Raw genomic sequence first — 14,367 nt, 5'->3', positions numbered from 1 at the left:
ACAAGTTAGGGATTTGCACCAAGCTGATCAATCAATTGCTGAAAATATTCAGGTGCATATTGGAGCCGACTGCCATACCAACTGAATAGTTCGCCGTCTACAAGCAGTATTCGCGAAGCCGGTAGAAGTAGTTGTAATTCGGCAATATCTTTTTCCTTGAAAGGATAAGGTTCTGAAGAAAGAAAAACGAATTCAGGAGCAGCCGCCTGCAAGTCGGCTTCCGAAATTTCAGGATATCGTTGTAAGTGGTCAAAGGCTGGAGTGAAACCACATGTTTTGAGCATGTCTGAAATAAAAGAATCTGATCCCACTGTCATATACGGCTTTTTCCAAATCAGGTAGGCTACTCTTGCAGGATGGGATGCTGGTTTTAGCTGGGCAAATACAGTTTTTATCTGCTGTATCAGCGTAGCAGCTTTTTCAATTTCGCCGGCAAGTTGTCCCACCTGCTGAATCATTTCCAGGGCTGTATCCAGGGTGTTTATATCACTGGTCCATACCGGCACCCGGGTGCGAAGCAGTTCCACCTCAGCTTGCAGGTTTTCTTCTTTATTGGCAATTACCAGATCAGGTTGTAGGGAAAATATCTTTTCGGTATGAATTCCTTTTGTTCCGCCAATCCTGGTTTTACGTCGGAACCAATGTTCCGGATGAATACAAAATTTGGTGATACCCACCACCTTTTCTTCCAGTCCCAGTGTATATAACAGTTCTGTTTGTGAGGGAACCAGGGAAACAATCCGTTTGGGCCGGGAGTCCAGCTGAAATGTAAAACCGGTCTGATCTGTGAACTGCTGCAATTTTTTGCGCAAAATAAAAAAGCTTTTGTTGTAACAGGTACAATTGTCAGGGTAAAATGACAATATACCTTACTACAGCAAAAGCCGGGAAACGGAAATCTAAGGTTAAGTAAGCACAGGCCGTAAGGCGCCATTCGAATAGTAGAGGTTAGGGGCTATCATCAGATAGCTTCATGGGGTTTCGGATAAACTGAATCTCGCTTTTTAAAGCGGTCAGGGTGTATGGATAGTAAAAACGGGGCTACAATTTTTTCGGAACCACTATCGGCCTCCTGCCTTACAGCTTGGACGGGCTACAGGGCAGGAGGGTACCGGATTTCAGGATCTGACTCTCTCGAATCATAGTGGTTTTAAGGACTTGGTGTTTTCCACCGGACAATTGGATAACCTGAAACCAGTATTTCGTTTTGGACGTTGGTTACTGGACATTGGTTTGCGCTGGCTTCAGATTTTTGCTAGTTTTTTCGTAGGATCTTGGTGCTGATTTCTGATTCAAAAGTAGGCTGTCGCCAGACACCGGACAAGAGCGCATTTGCTTAATTTTAACAATACGGATTTTACTCAGGTCCTCGTATCTGACACATGTACCTGCTCGTTAATCTACTTCTGAGTGTATAGTAAAACTACGTGAATTGGCAGCTTATTTGCCCAGGGCTTGCAAGAGATCGTACTTGGTAACAATATGATAGTTCCCGATTTCATCCTTCGCCAGCACAGCCCCGTTTTCCTTATTGATTAAGCTGCTTAATTTTTCAATCGGTGTAGTGAACTCCACCATGGGAAATGGTTTTTCCAGTACTTCCTCTATGATAGCCTGGCGAATTTCCGGTTGTGCAAATACCTGCTGAAAGAGTCCGCCTTCAGATATAGAACCAATCATGTTGTCTCCCTCAAATACCGGTATATGTTCAATATCGTACTTACGCATCAGGTCAACTGCATCTGTTACTGTTTTATCAGGAGACAGCGTGATTAAACGCTGTTTGCCACCTCTTGCACTTACTACATCACGAAAGGTTTTGGCTTCCATGAAACCACGTTCCATCATCCATTGATCATTGTAGATCTTACCGACATAGCGGCTGCCATGATCATGAAAAATACATACCACCATATCATCCGCTTTCAGTCTGTCTTTCAATTGCAGCAATCCCTGTATACAGGAACCAGCACTGTATCCGCAAAACAGGCCTTCTTCCTTCGCAAGTTTTCTTGCCATGATAGCACCATCCTTATCAGTTACCTGTTCAAAATGATCAATCACCGACATGTCGTAGTTCTTAGGAACAAAATCTTCCCCAAATCCTTCCGAGATATAGGGGTGCACTTCATCCATATCAATTTCTCCGGTGCGGAAATACTTGGTGAGCAAAGAACCATACACATCAATTGCCCAGATCTGGATATTAGGATTTTTTTCCTTCAGGTACTGCGCTGTTCCGGTAATCGTTCCTCCTGTTCCTGCTGTACATACCAGGTGAGTGATTTTTCCATCTGTCTGTTTCCAGATCTCAGGTCCGGTTGTTTCATAATGCGCCAGGCGATTTGCCAGATTATCGTATTGGTTGAAATGATAGGAGTTCGGAATTTCCCGCGCCAATCGTTGTGCAACAGAATAGTAAGAGCGCGGATCATCGGGTTCCACATTTGTCGGACAAACAATCACTTCTGCACCAACTGCCTTCAGGATATCCATCTTCTCTTTACTCTGCTTGTCGGTTGTAGTGAAAATGCATTTGTATCCTTTCACCACAGCAGCCAATGCAAGCCCCATTCCTGTATTACCACTGGTACATTCAATAATTGTTCCACCCGGTTTAAGTTTGCCTTCCTGTTCGGCTACTTCCACCATTTTGAGTGCCATCCGGTCTTTAATGGAATTACCGGGATTGAAATAATCCACTTTGGCAAGTATGGTTCCGGGGATACCTTTTGTAATTTTGTTAAGTCTGATCAATGGCGTGTTGCCAATCGTTTCGAGAATGTTATTTTTAATATCCATAGCAGGCTGTTAGTATGCCGCTAAGGTACAATTTTACAAATGGCTGCAATGACCGTTTACTTTATACCGGGATTAGGTGCTGATAAGCGGGTGTTCAAACATATTCAATTGCCACCCGGTTATTCCATTGAACATATTAACTGGTTGCCTCCGGAACAGGGGGAGAGCCTGACGCAGTATGCACAGCGACTCGCAGCTATGATTCCGGAAAAGGAACCCTTTTGCCTGGTGGGATTATCCTTTGGCGGCATGCTGGCAACAGAAATCAGTAAGTTTCGTCATCCTGAAAAAACGATTTTGATTGCCAGTATTCAATCGCCCAATGAATTACCCTTTTATTTTAAATGGGCAGCACCTTTAAAGTTGCATAAAGTAATTCCGGTTGGATTGTTTCAACAGGCATCTATTGCAAAACGGCTCTTCACTACGGAAACCAGTGAAGACAAAGAACTCCTCAGAAAAATTATTCGCGAATCTGATCCTAAATTTTTACGTTGGGCGATGGGCGCTATCCTGGAATGGAAAACAGCGCAACCAATTGGAAAAATTTATCATATACATGGCACGGGCGATCGGTTATTACCCATCCGGTATACAAAACCCACTCACCTGATACCCGGGGCAGGACACCTGATGGTGATGAATAGGGCTACTGAAATAAACCAAACACTGGCTGCAATTTTGGTTGGGAATAAATAGCTGTATTTTGCATGATTCATCCGGCTATATTTGCGGTCCGAATATTGTGACTATGGATCCAAAATATGTTAGTGTAATCGCGCAGAAATTATCGCTTTCTGTAAAGCAGGTAGTGAATGTTTATGGACTGCAGGAAGAAGGGGCCACTGTTCCTTTTATGGCTCGTTACCGTAAAGAAGCAACCGGTAACCTGGATGAGGTGGTTATCACTTCCATCGTTGAAGAGATCGCCTATTTCAAAGACCTGGAGAAGAGAAAGGAAACTGTGCTGAAAACAATTGAATCTCAAGGTAAACTCTCACCTGAATTATCAGAAAAAATTATAGCCTGTATCAATGCTACTGAGCTGGAAGATATTTACCTGCCCTATAAACCCAAAAGGAAAACAAGAGCCAGCCAGGCTATTGAAAAAGGACTGGCTCCCCTGGCAGACTGGATTTGGGAACAGCAGCCTGGCAGTCCGGAAGCAGCTGCTCAGGCCTATGTAAAAGAAGAGGTGAAATCTGCTAAAGATGCATTACAGGGTGCCCGGGATATCATCGCGGAACGTGTGGCTGAAGATCAGCAGGCAAGAACCGCCATTCGGTCTTTGTTTGAATCCTCTTCCATTTTGGTATCACGCGTGCTGAGTTCCAAAAAAGAAGAAGCGGATGCGCAGAAATACCGCGATTATTTTGAGTTCTCTGAACCGCTTTCCAAATGTCCTTCCCACCGGATACTGGCAATTCGCAGAGGGGAAAAGGAAGGCTACCTGTTAATGGATATCAATGTTGAAAAAGCAATTGCAATACCTGAACTGGAAAGATTGTTTGTGAAAAACAACAGTGAAGCAGCAGGGGAAATGAGAGACGCGATTGCGGATAGTTTTGATCGCTTGTTAAAGCCCTCCATTGAAAATGAATTCCGGTTAACTACCAAGAATGCGGCAGATGAAGAAGCCATCCAGGTGTTTGCAGAAAACCTGCGGCAGTTATTACTGGCTTCTCCCTTAGGGTCGAAAAGAGTGTTGGCATTGGATCCCGGTTTTCGTACCGGTTGTAAACTGGTATGCCTGGATGAACAGGGTAATCTGATTCATACCAGCACCATCTATCCGCATCCACCACAGAATGACTGGCAGAAATCTGTGGAAACCCTGAAACAATTGGTGAAGCAATATGATATTGAAGCCATAGGTGTTGGAAATGGAACTGCCGGAAGAGAAACAGAAACGCTGGCCAGGTCAATTGATTTTGGTAAACCCGTGAGTGTATTTCAGGTGAATGAAAGTGGTGCATCGATTTATTCTGCATCAGAAGTGGCTCGTGAAGAATTTCCTGATTTTGATGTTACTGTTAGGGGCGCTGTAAGTATTGGAAGACGTTTGCTGGATCCGCTGAGTGAGTTAGTGAAAATTGATGCCAAATCTATTGGTGTGGGACAATACCAGCATGATGTAAACCAATCGCGTTTGAAAGAAAGCCTGGATCGCGTAGTTGAAAGCTGCGTGAACCATGTGGGTGTAGATTTGAACACAGCCAGCAAACATCTCCTGATGTATGTATCTGGATTAAGTGCCACACTTGCAAAAAATATTGTGGAGTACCGCCAAAAAAATGGTCCGTTTAAATCAAGGGAAGAATTGAAAAAGGTTAGCCTGATGGGACCCAAAACCTTTGAGCAATGCGCCGGATTTTTGCGTATACGCGAAGCCGTTAATCCGCTTGATAACAGTGCCGTACATCCGGAAACCTATCCCGTTGTTGAAACCATGGCAAAGGACCTGAATTGTAAGGTAAAAGACCTGATAGAAAAAGCAGAGCTACGCCGGCAAATCAACAGGAAAAAATACATTTCAGAAACCATTGGTGAATTCACAATTGAAGATATTCTGAAGGAATTGGAAAAGCCGGGACGTGACCCCCGCGCACCAATTGAAGAGTTTCGTTTTGATGACAGTATCAAAACAATGGAAGATGTAAAAGTGGGCATGGTGGTGCCTGGCATTATTACCAATATTACCAAGTTTGGAGTGTTTGTAGATATTGGTGTGAAACAGGATGGCTTGATTCATATTTCACAACTCAGTGATACCTATGTGAGTGATCCTGCTGAAGTGGTGAAATTGCAGCAGAAAGTGAAGGTAACAGTAACGGAAGTGGATCTTGCCAGGAAACGAATTGGCTTGTCGATGAAGACGGGAGAAAGGAAGACGGGAGAAAGGAAGATGGGAGAAAGGAGGATGGAGGAAAGGAAGAAGGGGACTGAGCCGGTGAATGATTTCCAGGCGAAACTGAATGAATTAAAGAAAAAATTCAAATAGATATACCACTTTAAGGTGATGGGGAAAACACCCCCGAAAAGGGTGTTTTTTCTTCACGTTCAGTTCATATTGTAGGCATAGGTTTGCATTTCAACCTTATGCCATGTTAGTGCTACTTTTTACCCCTCCACCAGCAGCCCTCGAGAAAATGCTGTATCCGATTTTGCCTGCCTGTGTGCTTTTGATGATGTTACTAGTACTCGCAGTCGTTATTTCTTTAAGCATCAAAAACAAAATGAGAGCGCATCGCTGATTGCGTTGTAAGTTTACCGGTCAAACGGGCAAGTATGTCGCAGGTTTTATTTGAAGACGGTCAGTTTTACCGGGATGATAAATTATTGATTGGAGCCAATAGCCGGGCTATCCGGTATGGAGATGGGTTGTTTGAAACAATGAAAGTCAACAAGGGCAGCATTCAACTGGCCGACTGGCATTTTGAACGACTGTTTTCAGGGCTGGCGCTCTTGCAATTTGAATGTCCTTCCTATTTTACTCCCGCCTATCTCGGTGATAAAATTTTACAACTGGCTCATCGGAATGGGCATAGCAACCTCGCAAGGATCCGCCTCATGATTTTTCGCGGAAATGGAGGATTATATGATACGGTTAGTCATTTTCCCCATCATGTAATCCAGTGTTGGTCGCTACCTCCAGCCAATCATCAATGGAATGAAAATGGCCTGGTATTAGGCATTCATCGCACGGCACATAAGACAATGGACGTGTTGGCCAATACCAAGTCCAACAATTACCTGCCCTATGTACTCGGCGCCCTTGAAGTGAAAAAAGAAAAGTGGAATGATGCAGTGGTGCTGAATGCTTTTGGAAGAGTGGCCGACTGCACCATCGCGAATCTCTTTCTTGTAAAAGATGGAGTGCTCTATACACCTGCAGCATCCGAAGGTCCGGTGCTGGGCATTATGAGGAGATATATACTGGATTATTGCAGGAAAGCAGGATTGCCTTTCCAGGAGACAACCATCAACGAAGAAGATCTGCAACAGGCAGATGAAATTTTTCTTACCAATACCAGTTATGGCATTCGCTGGGTAGGAAGCCTTGGCGACAGGAAATATACAAACAGCTTCAGTGCCCGCTTGTACAAGGAGGCCATCCAGCCACTCTTTCATCCAAAAAATTAGTTGAACCAAGCATAGAATTGCTTGTTAATGCTCTAAATTCCATTTATGGCTGCAGGCAACATCGCAATTTTCTGGTTTCGCAGGGATCTCCGTCTGGAGGACAATGCCGGTTTGTATCATGCCCTACGTTCTGGATTGCCGGTTCAGCCTATATTCATTTTTGATTCGAATATCCTGGATGACCTGGAAGATAAAACCGATAAAAGGGTTTTGTTTATTCATCAGGCCCTGGAACAAATCCAGGCTCAATTGTTGAAACTGAAATCCAGCCTGGATGTGCGCCATGGAAAACCGATGGAAGTTTTTAGCCAGCTGCTCACGGAGAATAGGATAGCAGCTGTTTACACCAATCATGATTACGAACCATATGCTGGCGAACGTGATGCGGCAATAGCAGCTATGTTAAAGGAGAAGGGTATCGTCTTTCATACCTTCAAAGACCAGGTGATTTTTGAAAAGGAGGAAGTGGTGAAGGATGATGGCAAACCTTATACCGTATTTACGCCCTATTCAAGAAAATGGAAAGCCAAACTGAACGCTTTCTACCTCAAATCCTATCCCACTGCTAATTATTTTAATGGGTTTCATAAACGCAGTCCCAGAGCCTTACCGAGCCTCAAAGAAATCGGTTTTGCAGCTGGTTCATTTTCTTTTCCGGATCCAGAGCTGGATCCCAAGGTTGCCAAAAAGTATACAGAGCAACGAGATTTTCCTGCTATCCGTGGAACCAGCAGGTTGGGAGTACACCTGCGATTTGGTACCATCAGTATCCGCCAACTGGCGAAGCAGGCAACCGAACTCAATGAGACCTATCTGAATGAATTGATCTGGCGGGATTTTTACCATATGATCCTCTGGCATTTCCCCCGGGTTGGAAAGGGGCTCTCCTTCAAACCGGAATACGATCAGATCAACTGGCGGAACAATGAAAATGAATTTGCTGCCTGGTGTGAGGGGCGTACAGGGTATCCGATTGTGGATGCTGGCATGCGGGAGTTGAATACTACTGGTTATATGCACAACCGGGTACGTATGATTGTAGCCTCTTTTCTGACGAAACACCTGTTGATCGACTGGCGCTGGGGCGAAGCTTATTTTGCGAAAAAATTGCTTGACTTTGATCTGGCTGCAAATAATGGAGGCTGGCAATGGGCTGCGGGCAGTGGTTGTGATGCGGCTCCTTATTTCAGGATCTTCAATCCCTATCTGCAAACAAAGAAATTTGACCCGGATGGTGCTTATATCAGAAAATGGGTGCCGGAAATAAATGAGTTAACTTATCCAAGGCCAATTGTGGAGCATGAATTGGCAAGAAAACGTTGCCTGGATACTTATGCAGCAGCAATCCGTTCGTAGGTGGCTTCCAATACAGAGACTGCTTTTTTACCTGTATCACCCAAAGAGAGAGAATATTCATTCACATAGAGGTTGATGTGTTTGCGCATCACCTCTTCACTCATTTCCTGGGCATTGTTTTTCACAAAGGAAGAGAGTTCAGAGTAGTTTGACCAACTGTATTGTATACTGGCACGAATCCATTGGTTCAATTGCTCGTCCATTTCAACTGGAAGATCTTTTCGAATGATAATACCACCCAGTGGTACCGGGCACTGCAATTTTGATTCCCAATAGGCGCCGAGGTCGAGCAGTTTCACCAGGCCCTTAGCTTCATAGGTAAACCGGTTTTCATGAATGATAACACCTGCATCTGCCTTTCCGGATAAGACGGCTTCTTCAATTTCATGAAAGATGCCAAAGTCTTTGTTTTGCGCATCCGGGAAAGCCAGGGAGAAAAGCAGGTGCGCGGTAGTGTTTCTGCCTGGCAGAGCGATCCGCTTCAGGTGAATGTCTTCCAACGCAATAGGTTCTCTTGCAATCAGCAGGGGACCTACACCAAATCCTAACGCTCCTCCTGCATCCAGTAATCTGTATTGATCCTGTACCTGCGGCCAAACTCCATAGCTTATTTTACTAACAGGATACCTGCCCTCCAGTGCCCATTCATTCAGGGTTTGTACATCTTCCAGCACTACCTCAAATTGTTGTCCACCGGTATCAAGCTGACCGTTTACTAGTGCGTCGAATATAAAAGTATCATTCGGGCAGGGCGAAAATGCTATGTTTATCGGATTGCTCATCTTTTCAGGTTCTTTGTCTTTTCAGGGTTCGTCTCCTTTGCCTCCTCTGTCTCCTCTGTCTCCTCTGTCTCCTTTGTTTCCTCTTCCATGCCTCCTTTGTCTCCGGTCTCCTCTGTCTCCTCTTCCATACCATCTCACTTCTTACAACGCTTCCAACAACCTAATCAACACCTTGTTCAACTCCTCAATGGCCAATGGCATATCCCACTGTTTTTTATTCCGAACACCAACCGTATTGGAGATGCTTCTTAGTTGCATGAAAGGAATATTCTCCTGCAGGCATACATAATGAAAAGCTGCCCCTTCCATGGATTCAAGCGCTGGCTGGTAGGCCTCCTGGTAGTACTGGATTCTTTTTTTGGAAGTAGAGATCTCATTCACCGTGATGGCATTCACTTTTTTAAGCCGGCTTCTTTTCAGCAGGGTAGTATTCGGGTTGGTCAGCCAGGATCTCTTAAACGGGGCTTCATTCGGATTTGCCAGTCCCAGCTCAAATACGTTCGCAAATCCCTGTTTTTCAACGGCTCCCATGTCTGCAATGATTTCTTTCTGAACCGCGTAAACTGTCCCGGTAGGAACCTTGGGGTCAAAACTGCCGGCTACCCCAGCCTGTATGATCAACTCGGGACGTTTGTGCTGGAGGTACCGTGTCAGAGCATAAGTGGTGGCAACAGAGCCTACCCCGGTTATCAGGATATCCACATCAAAATCAATATGAATCAGTTTATCTGTCTGAGCCAGGTGTTCTGTAAAAGGAGTGATTTCGGCGGCAGTGGCCGCAACCAGTAAACAATGCATTCCTGAATAGTTTGCCGCAAATGTCGGGAATCCTGATAAATCCTACCGAATGACTAGCTTTGTAAGGCAATCAGACCAGCTTTTTATCAATTTCTGAACAAATTGAATTCTGTTCTGTTAAACTTTCCAGCAACAATTATTAAACAGGTTGGAGATGTCAAACAAAGTGGCCGTTTACAGGAAGGAACATTTTAATGCAGCACACAGGTTGTTTCGGGCTGATTGGGACGATGCACAGAATTTTTCGGTTTTTGGTAAATGCAGTTATCCTCATTTTCATGGTCACAACTATGAATTAGAGGTTAAAGTGCTGGGTGAGCCGGATTCCGCAACTGGATTTGTAATAGACATGAAGCAGTTGTCGGATATCATTAATCGCGAAGTACTTCAATTGTTTGATCACCGCAACCTGAACCTCGACACGCCATATTTCAAAGAAAGAAATCCAACTGCTGAAAATATTGCGATTGTGATCTACGAATTGTTGCGCCCACATATTGATCCGAAACATGAACTGGGTATCCGGCTGTATGAAACGGAACGAAATTTTGTGGATTATCCGGGGAAGTAGGAGGTGAGACGTCAGACGTGAGACGTCAGACATTCAAATTAAATTCAAAAACACTAAGTAATGGCATATCAAAAAGTTGAACAGTACGAAGACAAAATAACCTCCGGACTGATTGAAAATTACCGTGAATCGTTGGCCCTTTTGGGAGAAAATCCTGAACGTGAGGGGTTGCTCAAAACTCCAGAACGGGTAGCGAAAGCAATGCAATATCTTACCCAGGGATACCAGATGGACGCCAAAGCCATCCTCGAATCTGCCAAATTTCATGAAGATGTTAGTGAGATGATTATCGTGAAAGATATCGAGCTGTTCAGCATGTGCGAACACCATATGTTGCCCTTTTTTGGTAAAGCACATATCGCGTATATCCCCAATGGTTATATCACTGGTTTGAGTAAGATCGCCCGTGTGGTGGACGTATATAGCAGGAGACTGCAGGTGCAGGAAAGATTGACCTCGCAAATTCTGAATGCCATCAAAGAATCACTGAATCCTATTGGTGTAGCGGTTGTTATTGAAGCCAAACACCTGTGTATGATGATGCGGGGTGTGCAAAAACAAAACTCCGTTACTACTACCTCGGCTTTCTGGGGAGAATTTGAAAAGTCAGAAACCAGGAGTGAGTTCACAAAATTGATTTCTTCCAAACTGAGCTGATCTGATTATTTTTGCGGTCTAACTAGAACCGCCTATATGAAGCATGCTTATGTTTTTCCCGGACAGGGATCTCAGTTTCCGGGGATGGGTAAAGAGCATTATGAAAACAGTGCCTTTGCTAAAAAGTTATTTGAACAAGCCAATGAAATTCTTGGCTTCAGAATCTCCGATATTCTTTTTTCTGGTACAGATGAAGATCTCAGACAAACAAAAGTTACTCAGCCTGCAGTATTTCTGCATTCAGTAATTGCCTATAAGGGTATTGAACAGAACAAGCCGGATATGGTTGCAGGTCATTCACTGGGTGAATTTTCTGCATTGGTAGCAAATGGTGTCCTGAACTTTGAAGATGGCCTTCAGCTTGTTTCGATTCGCGCCCTTGCAATGCAAAAGGCCTGCGAATTGCAACCTTCCACAATGGCGGCTGTGCTCGGCTTAGACGATGCAAAAGTGGAAGAGGTCTGCGCCCGCGTACAAGAAGAATCTGGTGAAATTGTTGTTCCCGCCAATTATAATTGTCCTGGTCAATTAGTGATCAGCGGTTCTGTAAACGGTATTGAACTGGCTTGTGAACAAATGAAAGCAGCAGGAGCCAAACGCGCACTGGTGTTGCCTGTTGGTGGCGCTTTCCATTCTCCTTTGATGGAGCCCGCCCGCCAGGAACTAAAAGATGCGATCGAAGCCATGAAATTTCAAACGCCTGTTTGTCCTGTTTACCAGAATGTGGTTGCAAGAGCCGTGATCGATAAAGATGAAATCAAACAAAACCTGATTCAACAATTAACTGGAGCAGTTCGCTGGACACAAAGTGTGCAGGCGATGATCCAGGATGGAGCCTCTAAATTTACCGAGGTGGGTCCGGGTAAAGTATTACAGGGATTGATCGGAAAGATTGATAAGACGGTAGCGGTGGAAGGAATTAGCTGAGGCATGGAAGAGGAGACAAAAACTTTCCGCCATGGAGAAAAGCACCGGTCCGGTGATTCGCCATGGCGGATTTTCTTTTTAAACGGAGATAGAACAGTTAACCCATTCCGGGTCGAAGGAAGCATTATATTTTTTATAGAAATTGATAGCAGGTTCATTCCATTCTAGTACCTGCCAAACGATTCCATTCAATCCCTTCTCTTTGGCTTCTTCAATCAACCGGTCAAATAATAATTTGCCGAGTCCTTTACCTCGCATCGATTCCGTTACCAGGATATCTTCCAGGTACATGCGTTGTCCCTTCCAGGTGCTGTACCGGATATAATACAGCGCAAATCCCTGCACTACGCCATTTTCTTCGGCTACAAAGGCCCACCAGACAGGTTGATCGCCAAAACCACTTTTTGTGAAATGTTCCAGGGTAACAGTTACTTCTTCCGGCGCTTTTTCATACAGGGCCAGCTCCTTAATTAACTCGAGTAAACGCGGACAATCAGATTCAACCGCTCTTCGTATAGTGATCATCGTTATAGTTTAATAATTATTGCAATGCCTGTTCCAGATCAGTCAGGATGTCTTCGATGTTTTCAATGCCCACACTCATGCGGATCAACCCATCCGTAATGCCGTAGGATTCTCTTTCAGCTTTTGGTACTCCAACATGCGACATGGATGCCGGGTGAGATACCAGTGTATCGAGCGTGCCTAATGAAACTGCCCTGGTGCAGAGTTGTAATCGGTTAATAAAGCGAACACCTGCTTCAATTCCGCTTTTCACTTCGAAACTTAGCATGCCTCCAAAATTTTTCATCTGCTTTTTTGCGATGGCATGATCCGGATGCGATGGTAATCCTGTAAACATTACTTTCTCCACCTGCGGATGTTTCTCAAGATATTCTGCAACAGCCATGGCATTAGCGCAATGTCTGTCCATGCGTAATTCGAGTGTTTTCATTCCCTGGATCAACAGGTAACAATCAAAGGGATTGGCATTGCCGCCAAGCAATACATGCCATTTCCAGACTTTGGTTTTCATGAACTCAAGGTCTCTTCCCAGTAGAACGCCGCCAATAGCAGAACCATGCCCATTCAGGTATTTGGTGGTGGAATGAAACACAAAATCAACTCCGGGATATTTGAATGGTTGCTGCAGATAAGGGCTTGCAAATGTGTTATCAACCGAAACAAGGTATCCCTTTTGTTTTGCCATCTCGCTTATCAGGCTGATGTCCACACAGCTCAACGTTGGATTGGCAGGCGTTTCAATATGAACCAGCCGGATACCTGGTGTTTCCATTGCTTTCGCAGCCAGATCAGGATTGCGCAAATCGGCAACAATGATTTCGATTTGGTGCTCTTCCACTACTTTGGTCAGCAATTCCTGGGTGCCACCATATAAAGAAAAATGTGTCAGGATTTTATCGCCCGGTTTGCAGGTAGATAAAAACAGGGTGGACATAGCCGCCTGTCCGCTTGCATGTAACAGGGCTTTCAATTGAAGGGGTTGGCCATCCTGCCCGCTAATTCCATGTGCTTCCAGGGCAGCAATTTTTTGTTCTGCCACTTTGAATCCGGGGTTGCCAAGTCTGGTATAAATCTGTGTTTTGTCTTCACCGGCAAATCGCTCCATGCCTTGCTCAGCGGTATCAAAATAGAAAGTGGAACTTGCATAAATCGGTGTGATATGGGAATACATAGGATCGGGTTCATTTCCGCCATGAACGGCTACCGTACTACTTCCTTTCATCTTAAAATCTTTACTCGACATATGTGAATCAGGCTTTAATTTTAGTAAAATTAACTGAAAACCATGAAGACCCTTTTACTGGAATATGCCGCTTATCATATTTGGGCCAATGAACAGCTATATGGTTGTATCAAAAACCTGAACGAAGAGAGCTGGACAAAGGAGATAACCAGCAGTTTCCCCTCCCTGTTAAAAACATTGTTGCATATGTGGGATGCCGAATCGCTTTGGTGGCAGCGCATCCAGGGTAAAACGGAAATGTTTATCCCTAGTAAAAACTTTCATGAACATCCGTTGAAAGGAGCAGAAGCCTTGCTGATGCAGGGGCATGTTTGGAAAGAATGGCTGGAATCAACCTCTGAAGCAAAATTGAACGAAGTTTTTTCCTACACCAACTTAAAGGGGCTGTCGTATGAGAGTTCTTATTCGCATCTCCTCATGCATTTATTCAACCATGGCACCTATCACCGGGGTCAACTGGTCACCATTTTACGGCAGTTGGGAGTTACCGATATCCCGGCAACCGACTTTATTGTCTGGTCGCGGGGCCTGAATAAATAGTGTGTAATTTTCGTACCTTACGG

At 44.5% G+C, this 14,367-nt stretch carries 15 protein-coding genes; 8 read left to right on the top strand and 7 right to left on the bottom strand.

Features of this window, described 5'->3' with window-relative positions:
• Positions 1 to 5 precede the first annotated feature (5 nt).
• Positions 6 to 812: an ABC transporter substrate-binding protein gene (locus MD536_RS08830; protein WP_239597933.1), complete on the bottom strand. Its 807-nt coding sequence runs from the start codon at positions 810 to 812 to the stop codon at positions 6 to 8.
• A gap of 628 nt (positions 813 to 1,440) precedes the next feature.
• Positions 1,441 to 2,802, bottom strand: coding sequence for a pyridoxal-phosphate dependent enzyme (locus MD536_RS08825; protein WP_239597932.1), 1,362 nt, complete (start codon positions 2,800 to 2,802; stop codon positions 1,441 to 1,443).
• 39 nt (positions 2,803 to 2,841) lie between these two features.
• On the opposite strand from MD536_RS08825, the gene MD536_RS08820 reads away from it, so the two are divergent.
• From MD536_RS08820 to MD536_RS08805, 4 genes are all read left to right on the top strand, one after another.
• Positions 2,842 to 3,501, top strand: a complete 660-nt coding sequence (locus MD536_RS08820) for an alpha/beta fold hydrolase (protein WP_239597929.1) — start codon at positions 2,842 to 2,844, stop codon at positions 3,499 to 3,501.
• A 52-nt stretch (positions 3,502 to 3,553) separates the two neighbouring features.
• Positions 3,554 to 5,803: a Tex family protein gene (locus MD536_RS08815; RefSeq protein WP_239597927.1), complete on the top strand. Its 2,250-nt coding sequence runs from the start codon at positions 3,554 to 3,556 to the stop codon at positions 5,801 to 5,803.
• Between the two features lie 287 nt (positions 5,804 to 6,090).
• Positions 6,091 to 6,945, top strand: a complete 855-nt coding sequence (locus MD536_RS08810; RefSeq protein ID WP_239597926.1) for an aminotransferase class IV — start codon at positions 6,091 to 6,093, stop codon at positions 6,943 to 6,945.
• A gap of 45 nt (positions 6,946 to 6,990) precedes the next feature.
• A complete protein-coding gene (locus tag MD536_RS08805; RefSeq protein WP_239597924.1) occupies positions 6,991 to 8,301 on the top strand; it encodes a cryptochrome/photolyase family protein in 1,311 nt (436 codons plus the stop codon).
• Here the strand turns inward: MD536_RS08805 and MD536_RS08800 are convergent.
• The 3 genes from MD536_RS08800 to mqnB are packed head-to-tail and all read right to left on the bottom strand — an operon-like array spanning position 8,277 to position 9,881.
• The gene (locus MD536_RS08800) at positions 8,277 to 9,083 is read right to left on the bottom strand and encodes a 1,4-dihydroxy-6-naphtoate synthase (RefSeq protein WP_239597922.1); all 807 of its coding nucleotides are present in this window, start codon (positions 9,081 to 9,083) and stop codon (positions 8,277 to 8,279) included. The genes MD536_RS08805 and MD536_RS08800 overlap by 25 nt on opposite strands.
• Positions 9,080 to 9,211, bottom strand: a complete 132-nt coding sequence (locus MD536_RS21935) for a hypothetical protein (RefSeq protein WP_262915926.1) — start codon at positions 9,209 to 9,211, stop codon at positions 9,080 to 9,082. Before MD536_RS21935 ends, MD536_RS08800 begins: the two co-directional genes overlap by 4 nt.
• Before the next feature lie 13 nt (positions 9,212 to 9,224).
• Positions 9,225 to 9,881 carry a futalosine hydrolase gene (gene mqnB / locus MD536_RS08795; protein ID WP_239597920.1) on the bottom strand — a complete coding sequence of 219 codons (657 nt, stop codon included), beginning with the start codon at positions 9,879 to 9,881 and terminating at the stop codon, positions 9,225 to 9,227.
• Positions 9,882 to 10,035: 154 nt separating this feature from the next.
• Here mqnB and MD536_RS08790 point away from each other — a divergent pair, with 154 nt between their 5' ends.
• The 3 genes from MD536_RS08790 to fabD are packed head-to-tail and all read left to right on the top strand — an operon-like array spanning position 10,036 to position 12,036.
• A complete protein-coding gene (locus MD536_RS08790) occupies positions 10,036 to 10,452 on the top strand; it encodes a 6-pyruvoyl trahydropterin synthase family protein (RefSeq protein WP_239597917.1) in 417 nt (138 codons plus the stop codon).
• A gap of 60 nt (positions 10,453 to 10,512) precedes the next feature.
• Positions 10,513 to 11,109: a GTP cyclohydrolase I FolE gene (folE, locus tag MD536_RS08785; RefSeq protein WP_239597915.1), complete on the top strand. Its 597-nt coding sequence runs from the start codon at positions 10,513 to 10,515 to the stop codon at positions 11,107 to 11,109.
• Positions 11,110 to 11,145: 36 nt separating this feature from the next.
• Positions 11,146 to 12,036, top strand: a complete 891-nt coding sequence (gene fabD, locus MD536_RS08780; RefSeq protein ID WP_239597913.1) for an ACP S-malonyltransferase — start codon at positions 11,146 to 11,148, stop codon at positions 12,034 to 12,036.
• Between the two features lie 78 nt (positions 12,037 to 12,114).
• On the opposite strand, the gene MD536_RS08775 is transcribed toward fabD, so the two are convergent.
• Positions 12,115 to 12,561, bottom strand: coding sequence for a GNAT family N-acetyltransferase (locus tag MD536_RS08775; RefSeq protein WP_239597911.1), 447 nt, complete (start codon positions 12,559 to 12,561; stop codon positions 12,115 to 12,117).
• 16 nt (positions 12,562 to 12,577) lie between these two features.
• Positions 12,578 to 13,804, bottom strand: coding sequence for a trans-sulfuration enzyme family protein (locus MD536_RS08770; protein ID WP_239597909.1), 1,227 nt, complete (start codon positions 13,802 to 13,804; stop codon positions 12,578 to 12,580).
• 42 nt (positions 13,805 to 13,846) lie between these two features.
• Between MD536_RS08770 and MD536_RS08765 the strand changes: the two genes are divergently transcribed.
• Positions 13,847 to 14,344: a DinB family protein gene (locus MD536_RS08765; protein WP_239597907.1), complete on the top strand. Its 498-nt coding sequence runs from the start codon at positions 13,847 to 13,849 to the stop codon at positions 14,342 to 14,344.
• The last annotated feature ends 23 nt before the right edge of the window (positions 14,345 to 14,367 follow it).

It is taken from the genome of Flavihumibacter cheonanensis (genome assembly GCF_022352215.1).
GTDB classification, from domain to species: domain Bacteria; phylum Bacteroidota; class Bacteroidia; order Chitinophagales; family Chitinophagaceae; genus Flavihumibacter; species Flavihumibacter cheonanensis.
This window is presented reverse-complemented; position numbering and strand designations above follow the sequence as displayed.